Origin of the sequence: Gardnerella sp. KA01000, from assembly GCF_049244035.1 — a bacterium.
Taxonomy (GTDB): Bacteria; Actinomycetota; Actinomycetes; order Actinomycetales; family Bifidobacteriaceae; genus Bifidobacterium; species Bifidobacterium leopoldii.
On sequence record NZ_CP058367.1, the window covers coordinates 567,513 to 593,010 of the forward strand.

At 43.0% G+C, this 25,498-nt stretch carries 17 protein-coding genes and 1 riboswitch; of the genes, 14 read left to right on the plus strand and 3 right to left on the minus strand.

All coding sequences use genetic code 11. The annotated features are described in order from the left end of the window. The first annotated feature begins 14 nt into the window (after nt 1-14). The 7 genes from HXT58_RS02055 (at nt 15) to HXT58_RS02085 (ending at nt 6,080) form a co-directional block, all read left to right on the plus strand. The gene (locus HXT58_RS02055; RefSeq protein ID WP_415706244.1) at nt 15-539 is read left to right on the plus strand and encodes a hypothetical protein; all 525 of its coding nucleotides are present in this window, start codon (nt 15-17) and stop codon (nt 537-539) included. A 131-nt stretch (nt 540-670) separates the two neighbouring features. Continuing rightward, complete coding sequence (locus tag HXT58_RS02060; protein WP_415706245.1) at nt 671-1,189, plus strand: hypothetical protein; 519 nt, start codon at nt 671-673, stop codon at nt 1,187-1,189. Nucleotides 1,190-1,273: 84 nt separating this feature from the next. Further along, entirely contained in the window at nt 1,274-1,867 is a 594-nt protein-coding gene (locus HXT58_RS02065; RefSeq protein WP_112928682.1) for a hypothetical protein, read from the plus strand. Nucleotides 1,868-1,904: 37 nt separating this feature from the next. Beyond that, nucleotides 1,905-2,429: a hypothetical protein gene (locus HXT58_RS02070; RefSeq protein WP_415706247.1), complete on the plus strand. Its 525-nt coding sequence runs from the start codon at nt 1,905-1,907 to the stop codon at nt 2,427-2,429. A gap of 678 nt (nt 2,430-3,107) precedes the next feature. Further along, nucleotides 3,108-4,535: an ATP-binding protein gene (locus HXT58_RS02075; protein WP_415706249.1), complete on the plus strand. Its 1,428-nt coding sequence runs from the start codon at nt 3,108-3,110 to the stop codon at nt 4,533-4,535. Nucleotides 4,536-4,925: 390 nt separating this feature from the next. Further along, nucleotides 4,926-5,093, plus strand: a complete 168-nt coding sequence (locus tag HXT58_RS02080) for a hypothetical protein (protein WP_415706251.1) — start codon at nt 4,926-4,928, stop codon at nt 5,091-5,093. After that, nucleotides 5,094-6,080, plus strand: coding sequence for a hypothetical protein (locus HXT58_RS02085; protein WP_415706253.1), 987 nt, complete (start codon nt 5,094-5,096; stop codon nt 6,078-6,080). Nucleotides 6,081-6,261: 181 nt separating this feature from the next. Here HXT58_RS02085 and tal read toward each other — a convergent pair whose 3' ends face one another. Beyond that, nucleotides 6,262-7,365 carry a transaldolase gene (gene tal, locus HXT58_RS02090; protein ID WP_004119072.1) on the minus strand — a complete coding sequence of 368 codons (1,104 nt, stop codon included), beginning with the start codon at nt 7,363-7,365 and terminating at the stop codon, nt 6,262-6,264. 204 nt (nt 7,366-7,569) lie between these two features. Beyond that, a complete protein-coding gene (gene tkt / locus HXT58_RS02095) occupies nt 7,570-9,669 on the minus strand; it encodes a transketolase (RefSeq protein WP_415706255.1) in 2,100 nt (699 codons plus the stop codon). Nucleotides 9,670-9,889: 220 nt separating this feature from the next. Between tkt and hrcA the strand changes: the two genes are divergently transcribed. From hrcA to HXT58_RS02130, 7 genes are all read left to right on the plus strand, one after another. Further along, a complete protein-coding gene (gene hrcA, locus HXT58_RS02100; protein WP_004106356.1) occupies nt 9,890-10,906 on the plus strand; it encodes a heat-inducible transcriptional repressor HrcA in 1,017 nt (338 codons plus the stop codon). Nucleotides 10,907-10,997: 91 nt separating this feature from the next. Further along, nucleotides 10,998-12,149: a molecular chaperone DnaJ gene (dnaJ, locus tag HXT58_RS02105; RefSeq protein WP_117009026.1), complete on the plus strand. Its 1,152-nt coding sequence runs from the start codon at nt 10,998-11,000 to the stop codon at nt 12,147-12,149. Between the two features lie 82 nt (nt 12,150-12,231). After that, on the plus strand, nt 12,232-13,215 hold the full coding sequence (gene fmt / locus HXT58_RS02110) for a methionyl-tRNA formyltransferase (protein WP_064340190.1): 984 nt from the start codon (nt 12,232-12,234) through the stop codon (nt 13,213-13,215). 25 nt (nt 13,216-13,240) lie between these two features. Next, nucleotides 13,241-13,894 (plus strand): phosphoserine phosphatase SerB, encoded by a 654-nt coding sequence (gene serB / locus HXT58_RS02115; protein ID WP_082851857.1) that lies wholly within the window; start codon nt 13,241-13,243, stop codon nt 13,892-13,894. A 281-nt stretch (nt 13,895-14,175) separates the two neighbouring features. Then, on the plus strand, nt 14,176-15,006 hold the full coding sequence (locus HXT58_RS02120) for an inositol monophosphatase family protein (RefSeq protein ID WP_064340188.1): 831 nt from the start codon (nt 14,176-14,178) through the stop codon (nt 15,004-15,006). A 442-nt stretch (nt 15,007-15,448) separates the two neighbouring features. After that, a complete protein-coding gene (locus HXT58_RS02125) occupies nt 15,449-21,574 on the plus strand; it encodes a hypothetical protein (RefSeq protein WP_421775651.1) in 6,126 nt (2,041 codons plus the stop codon). A 236-nt stretch (nt 21,575-21,810) separates the two neighbouring features. After that, entirely contained in the window at nt 21,811-22,347 is a 537-nt protein-coding gene (locus HXT58_RS02130; protein WP_410299664.1) for a peptidylprolyl isomerase, read from the plus strand. 373 nt (nt 22,348-22,720) lie between these two features. On the opposite strand, the gene thiC is transcribed toward HXT58_RS02130, so the two are convergent. After that, nucleotides 22,721-25,378 (minus strand): phosphomethylpyrimidine synthase ThiC, encoded by a 2,658-nt coding sequence (thiC, locus tag HXT58_RS02135; RefSeq protein ID WP_415706142.1) that lies wholly within the window; start codon nt 25,376-25,378, stop codon nt 22,721-22,723. After that, nucleotides 25,376-25,481: riboswitch (TPP riboswitch) on the minus strand. (Overlaps the previous gene by 3 nt.) Nucleotides 25,482-25,498 lie beyond the last annotated feature (17 nt).

A 25,498-nucleotide genomic window follows, 5' to 3' on the forward strand; every position in this document is an offset into this window, starting at 1 on the left:
TAGTGATAAGGAGTATGAAGGTGAAACGTAAGTATAGGCTTGTTTCTGGTTGTTTAGTTGTGGCTCTTGGCTGCATGTGTGGTTTGAGCGCGTGCGGTGAGCCTTCTGCTAGTGATATGCCTGCTAATGGTGGTTTTGAATCTACTAATGCTTCGGATCCTGCAAGTGGCTCTTCCGTTTCTAATGACGCTAGTAGTAAGAATTCATCAGAAACTATATCTCTTAAAGAAGTAGCCAAAAAATGCAACTTCGAGCCATTGAAATCTGATGAAAATGATTATCTATTTGATGCAGTTCTTATAGATGGAGACCAAGATGCTTCTGGAGAAAAATTTAAGAAAGATTATGCTTGTGCTATAAAAAATGTTAATCCTGGAGACCAAGTTGCAGAAAAATTTAGCGATAAGTTAGAATCTTCAGATATCAATTCTATTTCTGTTAATCTTGAAAACTATGACAAATATATGCCACCATATTTGGGTAACACTTATTACGTATACCCTACTTACGAGGGTATAAAAATAGTAAAACTTAAATAAGCATTTTTTATTAGCAAATCATCCGTTTGATGTCAAAAATATTATTGAGTTAGTTTCGTATTTCATAATATCGGCATCAGACATTGATTATTAGATTTTTATATGTATAAATAATGGAGTTGTTAGTAGTTATGAGTAGAGCAAAAAAATTTATATATTTTGTAGTATCTTTATCAATAGCCTTAACAGGTTTATCTGGTTGCGGTGAGAATAATGATAAAATAAATTCTTCGAGTCCGTCGGGAGATCCTATTAAGTCGTTAGCTGCAGAGTGTGGATTAAAAGTCATGAAGGATCCTGTATATTCTAAATACAACATGGCAATTATTAATGGTTTTAAAACGATTAATGATTTTAATAAAACTAAATTGTGCTTGCTAAAGTCTAATATTTCTACTGCAAATAAAGATAATATGTACATGACAGGTACAACTGACGGGGAAACTTCTTTTAGATATTTAAATTCGGATGTTGTTGCAATTGCGCAATACAATGCTGAGCCTGAAGATCCAAATGTGTACTACTGGGCATCTCCTTTAGTAAAGTTCAGTGGTAATTCCGATGAGGCACATCGTTATAATTATATTTTTATTATGACGAAAGAAGATTTTAACAAGTTCAATCTTGATCAATTAGGTCGAAAGAAATAAATATTGCGAAATTTTTTAAATATTGCAAGGTAGCGCGAAGTAGCGCGAAGTTGCGCAAACTAGCGCGAAGTAGTGATAAGGAGTATGAAGGTGAAACGTAAGTGTAGGCTTGTTTCGGGTTGTTTAGTTGTGGCTCTTGGTTGCATGTGTGGTTTGAGCGCGTGCGGTGAGCCTGCTCAAAATAGTGGCACTGCTGTGGGTTCTGTTAACAATGTCACTAATCATTCTAAAAAGGTAACTATTAGAGAGGCAGCTATTGCATGCAATATCCCTGAATGGCAAGTCTCATCTGGATATTTGGAACATACTGCACTTTCTTACCAAGAATACGTAGAAGATCCTGGTTACGTTGATGATAGCACTATACCTGAGTATTCTAGAGAAAATAGTAGTCGTCTTTTGCATTCTTTGACTAAAGTTGTTCCGTGCGTTATCAAAGAATTAAATCCTGATGATCCTAAAGCTTTAGAATTAGCTTCTAAAGTTGAGAGAACATTCAGCAAGTACAATCCTGATAATCTTAATGACTACTTTAAAGAAAATGACCTCTCGTTTATTAATTATGTTGGACGTTCGTATGTAATAACGTCACGCCCTTATAGAGGTATTGAGTTTCATGCTCTCAGTGTTGACGATTTTAATAAGTTAAATTCTAGGATGAATCATCGAACACGATAGTAGTAGTTTTTATTTGTTGCGAAGGAGTTGTTTTAGCATGTTTAAGAGAATAGTTGCGTCTGTTGCAATGGCTGCTGCTGTAATGTGTTTGTGCAGTTGTGGTGTTAACAGTAATGATGTCAGTGCTATAAGTAAAAGCGATGGCGCTGTTGGTTTAGGTGCTAATAATTGTGGTATAACCGAGCTTTCTAAGGAGCCTTTATATAATAGAGAAGATATTTATATAAAGAATAATTTCTCGTCTTTTGATGACTTTGCTAATAAAGCAAGCTGTTTAGCTAATTCTATTGCTCCGAATGATTCTTTCTTGAAAGATGAATTAAAAAAATTGAAAAAAGATTATGAGAATAAGAAGGAAGGTGTAAGTGTTTATTTCCATGGCGACTATGGAGTATTCATGAGATATAACCCTTCCGATAAGTGCGGTGAAATATATAATCCAGGTATGTTTACAAACATTAATTCCCACATCGACGCATCTAAATATTGTCGCGTTATACTCTTGATTAGTAGAGATAGTGTTAACGATATGATTCAATATGGTAGCTCTCGAAAGAATTAATTAAGCGTTACTAGGCTGTAGCGTGGTGCTTATTTTGTTTCTGGCACGTACTACGCGCGTGTCTGAAAACGGGCAAAATCGGACGGAAAATAGTGAAAAATCGGACGCAAATAGCAGTAAATCGGACGCGTTCTACAAAATACGGACGTTTTGGCAAAATTTACGGACGTTTTCTTGTTTTTGGACGCAAATGTAAACAAGCCACACATGAGATGGAATTAATCCACGTGCATGTGCGGTTTGGCTAGTTAGAGTTTACTAGTTTTATGAGTAAACTATTTTTTTAGCTTGTTTTCTTCTTTTTAGAACAAAACTTGCAATTGATAATCCTAATGTGCTAAGCATTGAAGCAAACACAGATGCGCCTGTTTTGAGGCAGAGTATTTGTTGATGCACGATTAGTTTGTTTGGATTCATTGCTGCTATTGCTATTATTACTGTTATTTTCTCATCTTGTTGACTTAGTTTTTAACGGTGTTTGGGTGATTGCTGTTACTGGTACAGTATGTTTTCTGCGTTAGTAACTTTTGAAGGTACAGCGTATATGTACCTGCGCTTATTGAATATTAGAGTATTAAAAATGCTGATTTTGGGGTAAATTTGCGAAATAAAATTGTCGATTTTGGGGTAATGCGCTAAAATAAAATTGTCAATTTTGGGAAGAAAGGTGGAATTACAATGGTTTACGAAGGTGATGAATCAACCCTCAAATTCCCACGCAAAATCTACTCCGAAATGCTAGCCTGGAAGCGCGAGTCCAACGGCAAAACAGCGCTGCTTATCGAAGGTCCGCGTCGCGTAGGCAAATCGACAATCGTAAAAGAATTCGTCCAAAATGAGTACGAAAGCTACATTCTTGTTGATTTTTATACCGCATCGAAAGAAGTAAAGGAGCTGTTTGATGACCTTTCGGACGTAAACTATATTTTCTTGCAGCTGCAGCTAGCATACAAAACAAGCTTAAAAGAGCGCAAATCTTGCATTGTCTTCGACGAAGTACAGCTTTGCCCTAAAGCACGTCAAGCCATAAAAGCTTTAGTAAGCGACGGAAGATACGACTATATAGAAACCGGTTCGCTAATTTCGATTCACAAAAATGTTAAGGATATTCTTATTCCTAGCGAAGAACACAAGTTGAAAATGTATCCGATGGATTATGAGGAGTTCACTCGCGCGCTTGGTGATGAAGTTACGATTCCGCTTCTGCGTAAACTATATGATTCTAAAAAGCCAATCGGTCAGGCTGCGTACAGGAAGATTCTGAGAGATTTTCGTCTTTATATGCTGGTTGGTGGGATGCCGCAAGCTGTAGAAAGTTATATTGAGACTAACGATTTTAGTGCTGTGGATCAAGTGAAACGCAACATTCTTTCACTGTATGAGGATGATTTTAGGAAGATTGACGCGACTGGTAAAATTTCCGCAATTTTCGACGCTATTCCTGCACAACTTATGTCTAACACGTCGCGATACCACGTTTCTAGCGTTCTTGCTGGTAAGGGTGCGGATGATATTCTTGAGCAGCTCGCACAGTTAAAGGATTCCGGAACCGTTCTCATTGCGAATCATACTTCTGACCCTTCTGCAGGAATGGCTCAGTATAAGGATTTGACTAAATTTAAGCTTTTTCTTGCGGATACTGGATTGTTTGTTACGCTGGCTTTTAAAGATAAGTCGTTTACGAGCAATGATATTTACGCGCGATTGCTTAGCGGTAAGTTGCAGGCGAATCTTGGGTACGTTTATGAGAATATGGTTGCGCAAATGTTGAGTGCGCATGGGCACGAGTTGTATTATCACACTTTTGCGGAGGATCTGATTGACGAATGCGATTGCGCAAATAGTGATGGCACAAGTGGTGGTGCTGCGATTAGTACGGAAAAGCGTGGCAGGAGCAATTACGAAATTGATTTTTTGATTGCGGAAAATAATAAAATTGTGCCGATTGAAGTGAAAAGTTCTGGCTATAAAACTCATGCTTCGCTTGATGTTTTCTCGCGCAAGTTTTCTTCGCGTATTGCGCGCGAGTTGCTGATTTACACTAAAGACTATCAGCGCGTTGGTGCGATTGAATGTTTGCCGATTGTTATGGCTGAGTTTCTGTGAGCGCGACGACCTGCTTGAGCGCAGCACAGCGCGCGCGAAAGCAATTCGGAGCGCCGAGCTTGCTTAGGGTTGAAAGCGCGGTGTGCTTTCAACGCAAGCGAGGTCTGCCTTCGTCGGTAAAGACGAAGGCAGGGCAGGTTAGTGTGGTAATTTATTGGGAATTTAGTTGTGTTTTGTGTGCGCTGACGACCTGACTGAGAGCTGCTGTTGAACATTTGCAGTAAGTTTCTTTGGCATTTGTTTTCTAGCGTTACTGTTAGTTTTTATTAATAATTTTATTATGTTTTTGCTAATTTATTGGTTTAATATAATTAATATAAGTGCATATATATAACTTAATCATGTTGCAAATTCTTATTGCAAATGAGTAAAAGAGTAGAGGAATAGCTTATGAAATATTGCAACCTATGTGGAGCGGGTAACAAGGATGATTCTATCTTTTGTGATTCTTGCGGTGGTTTAATTGATGGAAATAATCAGCAATATGAAAACACACAAACGCAATATACGCAGGCTGTTCCAACGCAGACTATTACTACACAGTATTCTCCAACTTAGGTGTATCAAAATACTCCGCAATATGAATATGGTTATGAAAATCAGCAATATGGTTCTGATTATGCGTATCAAGCAGGCGCTGTGCCTCAGCAGGATTATTCTCAAGCTTTTGAAGTTCAAGACTATGATGCAATGCTTAAAAAGTCGAGAGTAAAAAAAATAAAAATAGCATCATGTATCTTTGCTGCTCTTGTTGTTTTGCTTGGTGGCGCGTATATCCTTATTGATAATTTAGTTTATTCTCCTACAGCTGTTGCTAAAAAGTATATGGATATGATTTCTGCGGGTCACTATACTAGTGCTACTTCTGAATATGAGAAATCTCTAGGATTAAGTGGTTTCCAAACTAACGGTAGTTATGGTTTATTGTATGATAATTACGCTAATGAATCTAAGACTTCAGGATTTGTAGTTAATTATACGTCCCAATATAAATGTATTGCAGGATTGTCCAAAAGTGTTTATGAAGTCCGAAATTTTGGGTCAAGAGGATTAAATGTAAATACGGATACTTGTTACAAAGTTAACGTAACGTATGAAGTTAATGGCAAAAAAGTAAATAAGAATTTATTGCTTAGACCTAATGGGACGGACTTTTTAATTTTTAAAAAGTATGTTATTGATATTGGATCTTTAGCAGATGAGATTAAGGTTAACAATGTTTCTAGTATTGGAAATATAAAAGTTAACTGTGAAAACTTTACTATTACAAATTGTTCATTATATGATGATTCGTGCACTTTGCTTGTTTATTCTGGCGTTTATCATTTCACGATATCCGATAAAGATGGAAATGATCATACTTATACTGTTGATACTTCTGAGCAAAGTCAAAGTGAGATAGGTTCAGATTTGCCGAATCCTTTCGATGATTCTTCCTCCGACGACGATTCCTCTTCTGACGATTATGACTCTTCATCGGACGACGATAGTTCTTCATCGGACGATAGCAGCGATTCGTCGTATAGCGATGACGACAATGATTAAGTTATATTAAACTGTACTAAGAAGCTATAGTCTATTAAGTGATTAAGCTGTATTAATTAAGTGACTGTATAATTAAGTTATTAGCTGCTTGAACACTTTGTAAGTTAAACAAAAACCGCACATGTGTGAATTAATCCACGAACATGTGCGGTTTATATTTGTTTATTACTGATTAATCAAATCAGGCGTTTACGCGATCGATGCCGGACTGCACGTCAGCAATCACGGAATCCCAAGACTTGATGAAGGCGGCAACACCGTCAGCCTCAAGCTTGTCGGTAACGTCCTTGATGTTGATGCCAAGCTCAGCGAGCTTGTTCATAACAGCGTGGCTCTCTTCGTAAGTGCCCTTAATGGAAGCAGCACCGTTGCCATGGTCAGCAAGAGCGTTCAAAGTCTTTTCTGGCATGGTGTTAACAACATGCTCAGCAACCAACTCGTCAACATACTTGCAATCGGAGTAAGCTGCGTTCTTGGTGCCAGTAGAAGCCCAAAGTGGACGCTGCTTCTTAGCACCCTTGGCTTCAAGCTCAGCCCAACGTGGGTCAGCTGCGAACTTCTTCTCGAAGAGTTCGTAAGCCAAACGAGCGTTAGCAACAGCAGCCTTGCCTTCAAGAGCCTTAGCTTCAGCAGAGCCGTTAGCTTCGAGGAGCTTGTCAACAGCGGTATCAACGCGGGAGACGAAGAAGGAAGCTACGGAACCAATGTGCTTCAAGTCGTGGCCGTTAGCGGCAGCCTGAGCGATACCTTCGATGAAGGCGTCGATAACCTGCTCGTAGCGCTCGAGGGAGAAGATCAAGGTTACATTCACAGAAATACCCTTAGCAAGGGTAGCGGTGATAGCTGGAAGACCTTCCAAAGTTGCTGGAATCTTGATCATAACGTTTGGACGATCAACCTTTGCCCAAAGCTCTTCAGCCTGCTTCTCAGTGTTAGCAGTATCGTGAGCCAAGCGTGGATCAACTTCGATGGAGACGCGACCGTCAACGAAGTCGGTCTTTTCAGCGATCTCGCGGAAGATATCGGTTGCGTTACGAACGTCGGTGGTGGTCAACTCGCGGATAGCGGTTTCAACGTCGACCTTGCCGAGTTCCTTAAGCTGTGCATCGTATGGGCCAACCTGGCTCAAAGCCTTCTGGAAGATGGATGGGTTGGTGGTAACGCCAACAACATTCTTATTAGCAATCAAATCCTGCAAAGAGCCGGACTCAATGCGGGTACGGGACAAATCGTCCAACCAAATAGAAACGCCGGAATCGCTGGTGCGCTGCGTTGCTTCAGTCATGTTATCTCCTTAACACTGTGCTCCACCAATTGGGGCACGTCGGTAGTTTGGCGTTTTTACAAGAAACAGCGGTTGATGTCGAACCAACGGTAGCTCGGCATCAACACGCCGTCGCTGTTTCTTGCGAAGTGTTTCGTCAGCACTTCTAGTTTTGTGACATATCAATTTTCTTTTGATACATCAAGCTTTATTTCGCTTATTTACTTAAGCGCGAGCTTCTTCGATAGAAGCCTTAGCAGCTTCTACTACGTGCTCAGCAGTAATGCCCAAGTCGATCATGTTCTGACCGCCGTCACCCTGTAAGCCGTACTGTTCGATAGAAACAGCCTTGCCGCAATCGCCAAGATACTTGTACCAAGGCAATGCCAAGCCAGCTTCGATGGAAACGCGAGCCTTGACGGACTTTGGCAAGATTTCTTCCTTGTACTCTTCGTCCTGCTCTTCGAACCATTCGAGAGATGGCATGGAAAGAACGCGAGCCTTAATGCCTTCAGCTGCCAAAGTCTTGGCACCAGCAACAGCCCACTGAACTTCGGAACCGGTTGCCATGATGATTACGTCTGGAGTGCCTTCGCAATCAACCAAAACGTAAGCGCCGTGCTTTACGCCTTCGCGAGCCTTTTCAGCAGTCTCAGCGAGGGTTGGAACGCCCTGGCGGGTCAAAATCATGGCAGTTGGGTAGCTGTTCTTCTTCTCGAAGAAGTAACGGTAAGCTTCAGCAGTTTCGTACTCATCTGCAGGGCGTACAACCTCAAGCTGAGGAATAGCGCGGAAAGCAGTCAAGTGTTCGATTGGCTGGTGAGTTGGACCATCTTCGCCCAAAGCTACGGAGTCGTGGGTCCAAACGTAGAGGTTTGGAATCTCCATCAAAGCAGCCAAGCGAACTGCTGGGCGCTCGTAGTCAGAGAACTGGAAGAAGGTGCCGTTGAATGGGCGAGTGTCAGAACCAAGCAAAATACCGTTGGTAATAGCACCCATTGCGAACTCACGCACACCGAAGTGAAGCTGACGACCGTACTCGGAAACATTTGGCCAAGTGCGAGTTGCATCCTCGGATGGACCGAAGGAGTCAGTACCCTTAATGTTGGTGTTGTTGGAGCCGCCCAAATCAGCGGAACCACCCCAAAGTTCTGGCATAACGGCAGCAATTGCGTTAAGAACTGCGCCGGAAGCCTTACGGGTAGCGACCTTAGAACCAACTTCGAAGCCAGCAACCAAGTCGTCAATAGCCTTGTCGAAGCCTTCAGGAAGCTTACCAGCCTTAATGCGCTCGTAGAGAGCAGCCTTATCTGGGTTGGCGGCAGCCCACTTTGCAAGAGCTTCATCCCAAGCCTTGTGAGCAGCCAAGCCGCGCTCTGCAACCTTGCGAGCGTGAGCCAAAGCTTCTTCGTCGATTGGGAATTGAACTTCTGGGTCGAAACCGCAAAGTTCCTTCAAGCCCTTCACAGCTTCTTCGCCAAGCTTAGAGCCGTGGGAAGCTTCGTTGTTAGTCTTGCCTGGGGTTGGCCAAGCAATCAAAGTATTAACCTTAATGAAGTGAGGCTTATCGGTAACTTCCTGAGCCTTTTCAATAGCTGCAGCCAAAGCCTGAACGTCTTCCTTGTAGGAGCCGTCTGGCTGGATGAAGCTAACTTCATCGGTGTACCAACCGTATGCGCGGTAACGAGCAAGAATATCCTCAGAGAAGGTGAGCTTAGTGTCGCCTTCAATCTGAATATGGTTTGCATCGAAGATTACAGTCAAATTGCCAAGCTTCTGGTTTCCAGCCAAGGAAGCAGCTTCAGAAGAAACGCCTTCCTCAACGTCGCCTTCGCCGCAGATAACCCAAACCTTGTGATCGAATGGGGAAGTGCCGGCTGGAGCTTCTGGATCAAGAAGACCGCGCTCAAAGCGCTGACCATAAGCAAAACCAACAGCAGAGGCAAGACCCTGACCGAGTGGGCCAGTAGTCATTTCGATGCCTGGAGTCAAGCCGTATTCTGGGTGGCCTGGAGTACGCGTGTCTGCACCGCCACGGAAATACTTGAGATCGTCAAGAGTCAAGCCGTATCCAGAGAAGAACAACTGCACGTATTGCGTAAGCGAAGCGTGACCGCCAGAAAGAATAAAACGATCGCGGCCAGCCCACTTTGGGTCAGCTGGATCGTGCTTAATGAAATGCTGGTACAATGTGTACGCAATCGGTGCTAATGAAACAGGGGAGCCAGGATGTCCGTGTCCTGCTCGCTCAACAGCATCAGCCGAGAGAACCTTCGCCATCTTTACGGCGCGCTCGTCTAATGCAGACCAGTTGAAATCGGTCATGTGATCTACTTTCCTTCCAATAATCCGGGTTTTTAAGCACAGCTTACGCTGGCTTTTTACCCTCTCATTGCCCTTCAATCCTATCTTTCGCGCGCGACGAATATGTTACAAAGTGTGTCAAAAGTTTGCTTTTATGTTCTGTTGCGTGCTAAGAAATAGACTACTATAGGAATATAGTATTTAGACGTGTTTGTAAGGAGTGGTAATGCAGTCACGACGCATGATGATTTTGCGCGCAGTTGTTGAGGATTATATTCGTTCTCAAGAGCCTGTTGGTTCTGCGGCTCTTGCAAAGCATCATCAGCTTGGTGTGAGTTCAGCTACTATTCGTAACGATATGTCGGCTTTGGAAGAGGAGGGATACCTTGTTCAACCGCACACTTCTGCAGGTCGTATTCCTACTGAAAAAGGCTATCGCTACTTTGTTGACGGTTTGGCTTCTGTTATTCCACTTTCTGAACCGCAGCGTCGCGCTATACGTAACTTTTTAAGCGGATCTGTCAGTTTACAAGATACTTTGCAACGTTCCGCACGTCTTCTTGCAAGTATTACGGGTCAAGTCGCTCTCGTAGCATCTCCAGCATTGTCTAAGTCAAAAGTAAAAAGAATTGAGATTGTTCAAGTGTCGTCTTCTACGCTTTTGGTTGTTGTGATTACAGATGCTGGAGGCGTAGCTCAGCACATGATTCAAGCAACTAATATAAATTCAGATGACTTATTGCATCTAACTAATATGGTTAATGAGTGCTGCATTGGGCTATCCCTTTCATCTGCTTCACAACGCGTTTATGCGCTCGCAAATCACAAAGATTTAGCATCAGCTTTGCAAATTATTAGTCAACTTGCTAATGCTTTAGAAGATATGCATGACGGTGAGCATGCTCACGACTTATACATGGCTGGAGCTTCTCAACTTGCGCATAGACAAAGTATTGTTGATTTTGCTTCACTTTTTGACGCACTCGAAGAACAGGCTGTTATTATGCGACTTATGACTTCTTTAAGTGAGGAAGCAAGCGATTGTGCAAGTGGTGTTAGTGTTGCAATCGGCTCGGAAACGCATACTCCTGGTTTGCTTAACGCTTCTGTTGTAACAAGCGCTTACGGCTACAATGCTGATTCTGACTCTGCTTTTATTGGATCAATTGGTCCTACGCATATGGATTATGCTGCAACGATGACTGCTGTTAAGGCTGTTGCGCGCTACCTTAATTCGTTTATATCCGAAAATTCATAAAAACATGGCTGGTTTATGGCTGGTTATTCGGCTTATGTCTGGCTGTGCCTTATGCAAAAATGATTTTAGAAAAAGGTAAAAGGGGAATTAATTGACTGATTACTACAAAGTTCTAGGCGTTGATCACAATGCTAGCGACGACGAAATTCGCAAAGCCTACCGCAAGATGAGCCGCAAATATCATCCTGATATTGCAGGCGCTGAGTTTGAAGAAAAGTTTAAGGAAGTAAATGCTGCCTATGACGTGCTTTCTAATCCTGAAAAGCGTCGAATGGTAGACATGGGTGTTGATCCTAACGATCCTTCTGCAGGAAGTGCCGGAGCTTCAGGCGCTGGTTTTGCAGACATGGGAATGGGCGACATTTTCAGCCAATTCTTTGGTGGCTCTTTCGGCAATTCGCAAGGACCAATTTCGCGTGTGCAGCCTGGCGACGATGCGTTAGCTGAGGCTCGTATTGATTTGAAAACCGCTATTTTTGGCGGAAATGTTAGCGTACGGTTAACTACTTTTGGTGTTTGTAAGGATTGCTCTGGTTCCGGTTCTGCCGACAATTCCGCTCCAGAACAGTGCTCAGTATGTCACGGTTCCGGCTTCTGTCAAAAAGTTGTGCGCACTATGCTCGGTCAAATGATGTCTTCGATGCCTTGTGAGCATTGCGAAGGTCATGGCACGATTATTAAGAATCTTTGCCAAAACTGCCACGGTCATGGTCGCGTGCGTTTAATTCGTGAAGTTGGCGTGAACGTACCGGCTGGAATTCGTGATGGCAGTCGTTTGCGCTTAGCTTCTCAAGGAAGCGTTGGTGAGTGCGGCGGTCCTGCTGGCGATTTGTACGTTGATATTCATATTCGTGCAGATAAGCAATTTACTCGCAACGAGGATGATTTGCATTGCTGGATTACAGTTCCTATGAGCTGGGCTGTTCTTGGTCGCAGTCTTGAAATCGACACTTTTGATGGTGCTCAGAAAATAACGATTCCTGCAGGTTGCCAAAACGAAGACACTATTACTTTGCCAAATCTTGGTGTAACGAAGCTTCGTTCTAAAGATCGCGGAAATATCGTGGTTCATGTGCTGGTGCAAACGCCTTCTAAGTTGAATGATGAAGAGCGTTCTTTGATTGAAAAATTTGCTAAGTTGCATGATAGTTCTGTGAAGCAAGTGCAGCAACATTCGTTAAGTGAGCAGTCGAGTGAGCGTAAAGGTTTCTTTAGTAAATTAAAGGAAGCTTTTGCCGGCTGATTTTACGGCTTTAATTTACTGCTTTAAACGGATTCAATTTACGGCTTTAATTTACGGCTTTAATTTAAAATAGTGGGGAAATATGGCATTACCAATATTGTTTGCTGGAACTCCGGAAGTTGCGGTTCCGTCTCTTCGCGAGTTAGCTAAAGATAGTGAGCATTTTGATGTTCGCGCTGTTCTTACGCGACCGGACGCTCCGACTGGTCGCGGCAGAAAGCTTGTGCCAAGCCCTGTGAAACAGGCTGCTCTTGAGCTCGGCTTGCCAGTGCTTGAGTCGGATCCTAAAGATGAAAATGTGTTTCTTGAACAGCTTGCGGCAACCGGTGCAAAAGCTGCAGCAGTTGTAGCATACGGTAAGATTTTGCGCCAGAATGTTTTAGACGCGTTGCCACTCGGCTGGTATAATCTTCATTTTTCGCTTCTTCCGCAATGGCGAGGTGCAGCTCCTGTGCAGCGCGCCATTTGGGCTGGGGATGATATTACAGGTGCTACTGTTTTTCGCATTACACGCGGCATGGATTGCGGGCCTATTTTGGCGCAGTTTACTACAAAAATTGAGCCTCACGAAAATTCTGGCGATCTTCTTGCGCGACTTGCAAACGACGGCGCTCCGCTTCTTGCAGCATCTCTTCGTGGCATGGAAACTGGTGAAATTGTGCCGGTTGATCAAGATCAAACTCCTCAAGAAGTTGCGCAAAAAATCACTGTTGAAGATGCTCACATTGATTTTCATGCGCCAGATTTTGCTGTTGACCGTCAAATTCGCGCTTGTACGCCAAATCCAGGTGCGTGGTGCGAACTTCACGCGGACGATGAGAATAACGCAGAGCCGATTACTTTGCATGTTTTGCGCGCAGTTCCTGCAGATGCTAACGATCCGCATGCCCAAGATTTTAATCAGCTTGATCCTGGAAAATTACTTGCTGGTAAGAAGCAAGTTTGGGTCGGTACTTTAAGCGGCGCACTTGAGCTTTTGGAAGTAAAAGCGCAAGGTAAGAAAGCTATGAAAGCGGCAGACTGGGCGCGCGGAGCCAGGCTTTCGGCAGCAGCTTACTGCGCATAAAATTATGAGTATAAACTTTTCTTCGATGTTGCCAACTTTGTCTAAATCCGGACTTTTGGTTATGGATGTTGATGCAACGCTTATTGAGGAAGAAGTTATCGATTTGCTCGGTGCAGAAGCTGGATGCGGAGATGAGCTTTCTGAGATTACAGCGCGAGCAATGCGTGGCGAAATTACTTTCGATACTTCCTTGCGTTCGCGCGTGTGTATGCTTCGCGATTTGAATCTTGACGAGTGCAAAAAGCGTATTATTTCTAAAATTCATGTAACTAAAGGCGCGAATGTTTTAATTGACACGCTTCATACACATGGTTGGAAAGTTGGCGCAGTTTCTGGCGGTTTTCACGAGATTTTGGACGAATTTTTGCCGAGTTTGAATATTGATTTTTGGGCGGCTCACCATTTAGAGTCTATTGACGGAAAGCTTACTGGCAACGTGCTAGGAAATATTGTTAACGCTAATGCAAAAGTTGAAGCGCTTAGAACTTGGGCAACTAATCTTGGAATTGATCGCGAGCAAACTGTTGCCGTGGGGGATGGAGCGAACGATATTTCAATGATTAAATTTGCTGGATTAGGCGTAGCTTTTTGCGCAAAACCAGCAGTTCAGGCGGCCACTCCTTACCGCATTCTTACTCGCGATTTAAGCGCTGTCTTGCGTTTTTTGAATGCGAATTAATCTGTTTTTAAGGTCTCTTGTTTACTGTTGCGCGAGTTTTGGGGGATTTCTTGCATTTATAGAACGAAAAGTTGATGAATGTACATAAGCAATGTAAAATAATGAAGCAATGATTAAAGATTAATGATTAAATTTTTTTGTGAAAGTTCTGTATCTTTTAACCACAGAGCTTAAATGTGTTGGTGAATCTTTCTATTAAGTGAGTAAAATAAAGTTAATTTATAGGAGAGAGAGTGTGCATAAGTACGGGAATTTTATGCATTTAGGGTAGGGAGTGTAAGTTGAATTTACGAGAAGTTGCGCTTGAAGTTGCGCGTATTTTGGAAGATGTTGGTAAACATGCGTATCAGGATCAATTAAGCCCTCAAGATATGACGTCGATTGCGTTGGGTGATCCTAATAAATCTGAATCTGGTTTTGGTGATAAGCTCGTGCGTTTTATTCAAAATCGTTTGACTTATGTGAATCCTTTCCAAGGTTTTTGGCAAACTAGGCCGGAGCAGTGCAATCCGGGAGACCGTTTTTGGTGTGTTGGAAACGTCGACGGCGCTATTAATTTTAATCGCGATATGGCTGAGTGGACTCTTACGGTTTCGCTTTTTGAGTTTAACGATGAAGGCTCCGCTCGTCCGGTTCTTGGCGTTGTGCACGCTCCTGCGTTGGGATTGACTTATTTGGCTGCAAAGGGTCAGGGTGCTATTCGTATTCGTAGGACTCCGCAAGGAGAGAAGCGTGAGAAGATTACGCCTTCCACAACTTCTACTTTGCAAGGATCTGTGGTTTGCTACGGAATGTCTTATATACCTGGTGAATCTAAGCGTGCACTTGGCGTAGTTGCTTCTGTTGAAGAAGGCTGTCCTGCGGATATTAAGCGTATTGGACCTGCGTCGCTCGACTTGTGCAAGGTGGCAGATGGCACTTATGACGCTTATTTTGAGCCTCACTTACATTATTGGGATATTCCAGCTGTTTCTGCTGGTGCTGTGGTTGTGGAAGAGGCGCAGTGCCAGGTGTGCCAGTGGGATGGAAGCCCTATTCATTGGCGCAAGGAAAATGATGTGGTTGCTTCTAATGGCTTGCTTATTAAAGAGTTAAAGCCGTATCTTAAGTAACTAATAATCTCGTGTGTGTCGTAATTTTTAATAAATATTATGACGTCGTAATATGCAATTCATGCGGGATTCATGCGGTAGTGAAATACAAATTACGAAATTATAGCATAAAACTACTTGCAATGTATGAACATGTGAGTATCATACAACCTGTATGAGTGTCAGTTTGCACATTTTTATGCATATTGAAACGTATTAAGAGAGTATGAAGCGTTGTGTAAATAGCAAATTGGTATGAAACAAAGAAGCGAATGCTAATTTATTGGCTGCCGCATGATTGCATATTACAAATTATGTATAAGCAGAAACATAAAGAAGACACATTATTGAAGTGAGGAATAATGACGAAGAAGATCATGAGTGCAAAGCATCTTGCTGATTTGCAAAAGTCTATGAAAAAATCTAGTAACAGCGTTATTTATGCGCCACTTTCTAAGAGCGTGTGCGCAGCTATGCTCGCAGGTGCTATGGTGATTGGGGGGGGGTATTCGTTTCTACTCCTTTGCCTGCGTATGCTGACGGCTACGTAAGTGGTGACGGTGCTCGCGTTTATTACGGCTACAAAGCTGACGCTGATTACAGTAAAGAGCGTTTGCTGATTAAAGTAATATATTATAAAACTAAGGCTGACGCGCTTAAAGGTGGAAACGATGGTGTTGATCCACTTGGTAAGTTTGTGCGCGTTGAATATACTTCTAATAATCCTGAGGATGCCAATAAACAACCAGATAAGTGGGCTTTAAGACCAACTTGGTGGTTTGGTGTGCCAAATGGTTTGAAAGCAGATACGATTTCCCAAATCCGCTTGGTAAGGAATGAGCGAGGAACTCAAGAGGCTTCTAGTCCATCTACTCCTGGTGCTAAAAAGTTGAAAGAGGCTTCAAGAAAAGGCTATGTTGTAGCAAGTGATCACACGTATAACAACATAGATCAGTGGAAGCACAGTGTTTCGCGCGATTATTACTCTGGTAGTGACAAGACCATCGATGGCAAGGGTTGGCAGCGCATGGTCGGTATTACTAATAATGATAAAGATTACGATAATTCTGGTAATACCAAAGATCAGTGGAATATTTATAAGGACGGTAATGCTAACGGTCTCCAGGGTATTTTTGCTGACTGGGAGTCTGCTGGTCAACGTTACTACGAAATGTCGTATGTGGCAGAAATGACGGATGATGCTTGGAAGCAGCGCGACCAGAAGCCGCTGTTGTTTGTTGCAGGTATTTACCGTGGTGTTGGTAAATGGCGTTACGCTGCAGGTACCACGATGCGTGCGCCAAAGATTGCGGATCATTTGGAATTGAAATATCCTAAGCCGACGCCTGTAAAGAATCTTGACTCGCTTGATGAGAATGAACAGAAAGCAGTTAAGAAGGCTATTGAGGATGTTAATAAGAGTGCGGATACAAAAAATCCAAACTTATTTGATCAACTGGTAGCAAAAGACGGCATTAGCGTTGATGCTAAAGGTAATGCGACTATTACTTTTACAGATGGCACTAAGCGTGTTATGCCAGCTAGCTTATTGGTATTAAAGAACGAGACGGATAAAGACAAGTATAAGCCAACGCTTCCAGCTCGTACGCCTGTAGTGAAGTTGAAGAAGCTCACGTCTGATGAAAAGACTGCGGTAACTCAGGCAATCATTAATGCTAATGGTGGTTCTACGCCTAATGCCTTCTTGCAGAATGTGAAAAAAACTAATAACCAGTATGAAATTCGCGTTCAAGAAGACGGCAGCGCAAAAGTTACTTATGCTGATGGATCAGAGCTTACTATTCCTTCTACAGATTTGGTGTATCAAGGCGCAACTATCGCCGATTGGGCACCGTATCGCGTTCCAGTTCCTACGGAAGTAGATGACCCATCTAAGTCATTAACTCAAGATCAAAAGACTACTATTGCGTCGGCATTTGATGAAGCAAATAAGAGTTTCCCTGTTTATCAAGCTGCTAAAAAGCATAACAAGAATACGTCTCCTGTAACGTTTGATAACAAAAACAATGCTGTAATTACCTGGGCAGATGGTTCACAAACTACAGTTCCTGCTTGGATGTTCTTGAAGAAGAAGCAGACGCAAGCTCCAACGCCTGAGCAAAAGCAAACTACGAAAGAGTTTACGGTTAATTTACCAGAAACACCTACGGAAGTTACTTTCGATCCATTTGATAAGAATGCAACAGTTGGTCAGGATCAACTTACCAACCTTGAAGCTTCATTGCAAGCTTTAACAGCTAAGGACGCAAGCGATAGTAATAAGACTGTAACTCTTACTTCTGCAAAGATTGATATTGCAACTGGTACGGTAACTTTTAAAGCTAAAGGATATGAAGATAGAAAGTATCCAATCGGCATCTTCTATAAGAAGAAGTCAACTGGAACTGGTACCCAGAATCCTACGCAAAAAAATGAAGAGACTAAGGATGGATATAAATATAAAATTCCTCATGTCAACATTGCTGGTGATTCTCCAACGTTAGCAGAAGGGCAAGAGGCTCTTAAGCAGTTCGTTACGTTGAATTACGATGGGGCGGTTCCTAAAATAAAGTACGACGGTAGTAGTAGTACTATCACGATTGAGGATTCTGGTTTAACTGCAAAAGACCCATCAATGACTCCTTATGGTGGTAATGGAGATGGTCATATTGTAGACGTAATGGTTTCTCATTTGGGAGACATTACAATTAATTATGATCCTACACCTGCGAAGGATAAAGATGATCCTAACGATCACGATACGACGCTACAGATACGTATTAATAGCGAAGATATTTACATCAAGAAGAATAACAATAAAGACAACACCATTGATCAGTTGAAGGCTCTTGCTAAGCAGCTTTTGAATGAAAAGAAGAATCTTACTAAATCTGACTTTACAAGAGCTGGTTTAGATAAAGATAAAATAACTGATAATGCTATTGATAAAATGACTGATGCTGGAGAGCTTCGTGATCTTATTAAGAAGCTGAGTGAAGCAAAGCATGCTGATCGTATGTACAACTCTGCTGGTGACGTTGTAGTTGATGATCCAAACAAGCTTACTGAAGATGATTTCAAGAAGGCTGTGGAAGCGTTCGTAAAAGCTAACTACGATAAGAGCGACAATTTCCATGCTAATACTGTTACTACGGCTTTGCCTACTGATTTAACTCCAAAGTCTGGCACTATTGACATGGAGATCGCTGACGATAATATCAAGTCAGTTACTTCCAGTAAGACTGGTGATACTGATGATTATAAGTCAATGGTATTTAAGGATGCCAAGGGTACTCAGCTTTTCACTGTTGCTATTAGCTACAAGAAGAAGGAAGAAACTCCAAAGCTTAGCGACGATGCTCTTAACGAGATGAAGAAGCAAGCTAAGGAGACTATCGATCATAATCCAAATCTGACTAAGACAGATAAGGATGGTTTTGATAAGCGTATTGATGCAGCAACTACTGCTGAGCAGATTCAAAACATTTTGAAGGAAGCTGCAGAGAAAGCAAATCAGAACTCAACTTCTAATGATCCTAAGATTAAGGGTGAAATAAGCGGCAATCAGAATGGTGCTGACGCTGAGAACCAGCAGAAACTCGATGCTGCTAAAGAAGCTGCTAAGGATATTATCAGCAAGCTTCCTAATTTGAGTGATGATGAAAAGAAGGATCTTAAGGGTAAGGTCGATAAAGCAGCTGACATTAATAGCGTGAATAGCGTTGTTGATGAAGCCAAGAAACTCAGCGAACTTAATGGTGTTAAGAAGGAAATTGAAGAAGCGCATCTTTACTTCCTTGACCATGGTAAGGGTGGGGATGCTGATTCGTCTGATCCAAATCACACTGAAGATGCTGCTTTGAATAAGTTGCTTCATGGAACTCCTACTGAGGATCAAACTCTTACAACTTTGGCTGAGAAGTTGAAAGCAAATCCTGCATCTGCATCTGAGATTCGCGCTGCTCTCGAAGCTGCAAAGCAACAGAACAATAAAAATGAAGCTCAAGCTAAAGATAATGCAAAGTCTGAGCTTGATGACATGAAGCAGAATCTTGATGCAGCATACAATGCATTGACTGATGAGCAGAAGAAAACCGCAACGGAAAAGTATACTGCTGCAACTGCTGCTATTGAAACTGCAAAGACTACAGTTGACTCTGCAACCAAGCCTTCTGAGATTACGGGCGCTCTTAACACAGTGAATACTGCACTTACGGCAGCTAATACGGCAGTTGAAAACGCCAAGGGCAAGCGCGATACTTCTAGTATCACCAACGATCAAGATTCTGCACTTGCCGAAGAGAAGAAAGCTGCTCATGATCGTGTCAATAAGACTAATCTCTCTCCAGAGGAAAAGAAGCAGTACAATGATGCAATCGATGCTTCAACAAAGCTTGGCGACCCAACTGGTATTGCTAACCGAGCTGAAAAGCATCAAAAGATTGAGGATGCTAAGAAGCAGATTGCTGATCTTAAGTATTTGAACAAGGCTCAGAAACAGTATTATAAGGATCTTCTTGATAGCACTGATGCCTCTGAGCACGTTGGTGAAGATGGAAAGTCTACTGGCAAGGATGATATCGATGATGCTCTTGAACAAGCGTTGAACTTGAACGGTGTGATGAAGCGGTTGGCTGATCTTGCTATGAGTGCAGATACGCTTAAGAAAGACACAAAGTATTCTTCTGCTGATAAAGCTAAGAAGGATGCTTTCGATGCTGCTTTGAATGCTGCAAACACTCAACTGGATAAGGTTGAAGGCGCAGACAGCGACAATATTAACGCTGACGGTGCTAACGCTTTATACAATGATTTGCTTAAAGCTATGCAAGGTCTTGATAATACTGTTAAGGGTGTTGGTTTATACACTGACGACTTGCAAAAAGAGTACGATGCTGATGTTGCTTTGAAGGATAATCCTGTATACAAGAATGCAACTAAGAATGTGAAGGAAGCATTTGATGCTGCAGTTACTGCTGCAAAGACTGCTCTTGACAATGCAACAAAGAATCCAACTCAGCTTGGTGCTGATGCTGCAGCTCAGCAGAATGCAATTGGTGCTGCTCTTGCTAACTTAGTGAATACTCGCAAGGCTCTTGATGGCATTGATACGACTGTGTTGCAAGCTGAACTCGACAAAGATAAGCCTTTGAAGGATAAGCCTGTATACAAGAATGCTTCTGATGATAAGAAAAATGCTTTCGATAAGGCACTTGCAGCGGCTGAAGATGCAATTGCGGATGCTGAAGGCAATAAGAAGTTGGCTGCTGGCGAGGATCCAAAGACTCAAGAACAGAAGCAGAAAGCTGTTAATGATGCGTTGACTGCATTGCAGAATGCTGCTAAGGCTCTTGATGGTAAGGAACAAAAGCCAACCCCGGCTCCTTCTGTTGATAAGAGTGGTTTAAAGGCTCTTGTTGATGCTGCTGGGCAGGTGAAGGATTCTGACGCGTATAAGTATGCTGATGCTAATAAGCAGGGTGCTTATGATAAGGCTATTAGTGATGGTCAGAGCGTGTTAGCTAAGACTGATGCTACGGCTGATGAGGTTGCTAACGCTGTTCATGCTATTACTACTGCTAAGACTGCGTTGGATGGTAAGAAGCCAGAACCAACCCCGGCTCCTTCGGTTGATAAGAGTGGTTTGCAGCATGAGATTGCGAATAGTGGTGATGTGAAGAAGTCTGATGATTATACGAATGCTCCTTCGGATAAGAAGCAGGCTTATGATCATGCTTTGGATCACGCTAACGAAGTGAACAATAATCCGAATGCTACACAGGATCAGGTGAATCAGGCTACTGAGGATTTGAAGAAGGCTGAGAATGATTTGAAGCCAACTCCAAACCCAATTCCAACTCCTGGTGCCGGAACTGATAATACTGGAACTGGTGCTGGAACTGGAACTGGAACTGGTAATGCTGGTTCTGGTTCTGAAGCTGGTTATGGTGTGAATGATAATGCGCCTATTACTGTGGATAAGGGTGAGTTGAATGTTCAGATTCAGGGTGCTGAGTCTGATTCGCAGCCTGGAAATGCTGGTAACGGTAACGCTGGTGCTGGTGCTGGTGCTGGTGCTAATACTGGTAATTCTGCCAACGTAGCTGGTAAAGCTGGTGCTGGCGCAAACTCTGGTAATGCAGGTAACGCTGCTAACACCAATGCTGCCAACGCTAACGCTAATAATGCTAATGGCGTAAATTCTGCTGCTGTGAATGCTGCTGTTGAGAATAATCCGGCTGTGAAGCAGGCGGATGCTCAAGTTGTTAAGGCTCAGGCTGTTGTGGATGCTGCTTTGGCTGAGGCTAAGAAGGTTGCTGCTGATCCTAACGCTACTCAGGTTCAGGTTGATGCTGCGGTTAAGAATCTTTCTGCTGCTCGTAAGGCTTTGGCTGCTGCTAAGGCTCATGCGGCTGATGTTCGTGCTTCTGTGCGCGCTCAGGTGTTGAAGAGTGGTAGTGTTGCTCAGCTTAGTAAGACTGGTAGTGACGTGTCTGTGTTTGGCTTGTTTGCTGCAACTCTTAGTGCTGCTGGTGCTGCGCTTTTCTCGGCTAAGCGTCGTGGTACTTCTCGTCACAGTAATAAGTAGGATATTTGCTAGCTGGTCTGGTTATTGCAGATCAGCTAGTTTTAGAGCTGCTTAATGTTTGCTTAATTGTATTCAGTAAGTTTGCTGAGTATTGGGTTAATTAGCATAATGAAGTTAATGTAAAATGTGCCTCACTTTGCGTCTTTCTTTACTACGCAAAGTGAGGCATTTTTGTATGCGAATATTTTTATCTAACACGAATTGAAACAGTCTTGAAAATATGGGAGAATTACCACATGACTACAGTTATTATGCATACTTCTGAAGGCGATATAAAAATCAATTTGTTTGACAGTAACGCGCCTGAAACCGTCAAAAATTTTGTTGGCTTAGCTACCGGCGAGCGTGAGTGGCTTGACCCATTCAGTGGAAAACCTTCGCATGAGCCATTTTACGATGGTTTAACTTTCCACCGCATTATTAAGGACTTCATGATTCAGGGTGGCTGCCCACTCGGCAATGGAACTGGCGGTCCTGGATACGAGTTTGACGATGAAATTGATACATCTTTGAAGTTTGATAAGCCTTATTTGCTCGCTATGGCAAATGCTGGAAAGCGTCGCGGTCGTGACGGTCGTTTGCATGGCACTAACGGTTCGCAGTTCTTCATTACAACTGTGCCAACTCCATGGCTTGACGGTCACCATACAATTTTCGGCGAAGTTGCTGACGATGAATCGAAGGCGGTTGTCGATAAGCTCGAGGCTGTCGCAACGGATCGATCTGATGCTCCTCTTGAGCCTGTAGGTATTATTTCTATTGAAGTTTTGTGATTAAACGTTATTTGATTTAATACTCTTTAATATTCTTTAATACTAAAGTTCTTAATTACTAATCCGACATTTTCTATACGCTTGTGTACAGAAAATGTCGGATTTTTGCTGTAAGGCGGCAGAAACTTTACGCTCGTGTAAAATAAAGGTCGGATTTTTGCTGTAAGGCGGCAGAAACTTTGCGCGCGTGCAACGAAAAGGTCGGATTAATAGAATCTAAATGCGAATATAAAGAAAGCGAGTCTTATAGCAAGCGTAATAGCTCACTATAAAACTCGCTTTGGTTTATATCAACCTTCTTCTATTGTTATCCGTTGTAAGTATTGTTATTGAAGCACTTGCAATTCAGTTTTTGCTTCCGTACTTCTGCATTTTATGCTTTCACGCTTTGATACAGCGATGAGCCGGATTCTTGGAACTTTTTGCTCATCTCTTTCATACCATCGGCAATTGCCTGACTGCGTGCTTCTTCAACGAGCTGCTCCTGCTGAGCTGCTCCGCCAAAACGCTTACGAATATTTTGCGAAATAGCCATCGAGCAGAACTTTGGTCCGCACATCGAGCAGAAGTGCGCCATTTTTGCCGGTTCTGCAGGAAGCGTTTCGTCGTGGAAGGCGATTGCGGTATCCGGATCGTAGCTTAAGTTGAACTGATCCAACCAACGGAACTCAAAGCGAGCCTTACTGATTGCGTTGTCGCGATCCATAGCATGTGGATGGTGCTTAGCAAGATCAGCTGCGTGGCAAGCAATCTTATACGCAATCACGCCTTGCTTCACGTCATCCTTGTTAGGCAACCCCAAATGCTCCTTAGGAGTCACATAGCAAAGCATTGCAGTGCCGTATCGCGCAATCTCCACGCCACCAATTGCGGAAGTAATGTGGTCATAGCCCGGTGCGGTATCCGTAGTCAAAGGACCAAGCGTATAGAATGGAGCATTCTGGCAAATCGCCTTCTCCATCTCAATATTCATACGCACAGTGTCGAATGGTACGTGACCAGGGCCTTCAATCATCACCTGCACGTCATGCTTCCAAGCGATCTTCGTAAGCTCGCCAAGTGTCATAAGCTCGGAAAGCTGAGCCGCATCGTTAGCATCAGCCAAGCTACCTGGACGCAAACCATCGCCCAAAGAAAATGCAACATCATACTTTGCGAAAATCTCGCATAATTCTTCAAAATGCGTATACAAGAAGCTCTCTTGATGATGCTGCAAGCACCATTCAGCCATAATTGAGCCACCACGAGAAACAATACCGGTTACGCGGTTTGCAGTAAGCGGCACGTAGCGAAGAAGCACGCCAGCGTGAATAGTCATGTAGTCAACGCCCTGCTCGCACTGCTCAATAACAGTGTCGCGGAAAAGCTCCCAGCTGAGCTTAGAAGCGTCATCCTCAACTTTTTCCAAAGCCTGATACATTGGCACTGTTCCAATTGGCACAGGGGAGTTGCGCAAAATCCATTCGCGCGTTGTGTGAATATCGTTACCGGTGGAAAGATCCATAACGGTATCCGCACCCCACTTCGTAGCCCACGTAAGCTTTTCTACTTCTTCGTCGATAGATGACGTAACAGCAGAATTACCCATGTTTGCGTTGAGCTTAGTTAAGAAGCGCGAGCCAATAATCATAGGCTCAGCTTCAGGATGGTTAATATTGCAAGGAATTACAGCGCGTCCTGCTGCAATTTCTTCGCGAACTAGCTCTACATCGCAATTTTCGCGCGTTGCAACATATTGCATTTCTGGAGTAGTAATTCCGTGGCGAGCGTACCACATTTGCGTAATCGGATGATCTGCGCCCTTCATTGGCTTATGCGTGCGACCACGCCATTCTTTAGAAGCTTTGCCTCGCTTAATTGCGCGCTTGCCGTCGTCTTGAAGATTGCGCCTGCGACCCTCATATTCCACAACGTCACCGCGGTCGCGAATCCAGTCAAGTCGAAGCGGAGCCAAACCTTCCTTAGGATCGCACTTTGGACCTTCAGTATTGTAATCCTTAAAAGGCGGGTTAGGACCTACGCCAGGAGTATCCGAAAGCTTAATTTCCGTATAAGGAACTTCCAAATTGTAAGAACCATATTCATACTCAAAATGAACTGGAGTTGTTTTGCGAATATGAGCTTTATCGCGCTGAGTGCAACCACGAGCTGCAATGTCAACTCGCTGTTGTTTAGCTAATTTCGCAGCATCCTTTGCTTCTTTAGCGTTAATAAAAGTTGGTTTCTTTTCTTGAGTTTCTGAAGATTTTGATTCAGAATTTTCTGCAACTATTACTCGCTTGGCGTAGCCGTGCTTTTCTTCGCCTCGCACAGCTTTCCAATGTTCAACAAACTCACGCATAGTTGATTCTGGTGTTTCTGAAGAATACAGTGCTTCAGAAACGAACCATCCTGCAGCCTTAGTGTGAGCGATTGTATCGATATCGTCGAGCGCAGTTCTTCCGCCAACTAGAACTGGGAAATCACTTGCGGAACAAATCGTATTAATTTTCGCTTCGTCCAGCGTTGTGTGGTTTGCTTCCAATTCGTAAGCGGCAGTAGTGCTTTCGCATCCTTCTTCAGGATTGTGCATTGCTGTTACGCAAATGTAATCAATGCATCCATCTGGCAGTTCGTTTATTACTTTAACTAAGCTTTCGGTTTCAACAGATAAGCCGATTACAGCATCTTCGCCAAGAAGTGCGCGAGCCTCTCTAGGCTCCATGTCGCTTTGTGCTAAATGTACTCCGTCAACTTTGATGCTTTGATTGCGAGCTTGCCAAACGACATCAACACGTTCATCGATAACAAAAGTTACAGAATCGCATTTGTTATTGTCTTCGATGATTTGTGCAATATCGCGTGCAATAGTAGTGATTTCTTTAGCGTTTTCATTGTTGCAATGAAGACGAATAAAAGTCGCTCCAGCGCGCAAAGCATCATCGACAATATCTGTAAGTGGACGATTATTACAAGCTTGTGGGTCTGCAATAAAGCAGGCACTTAGATTAAATTGATTACGCATTGATGCGTACGGATAATTCGATGTCATACTAAAATCGTTGCTCCCTACGTTGTATTAACTAACAGGTTCGAAGGGTTAGGCAAATTAATACCATCTCAGCCTTCTTTCGAAAGCACCCCTGCAAAATGTCGAATTACCAGTAAGTTT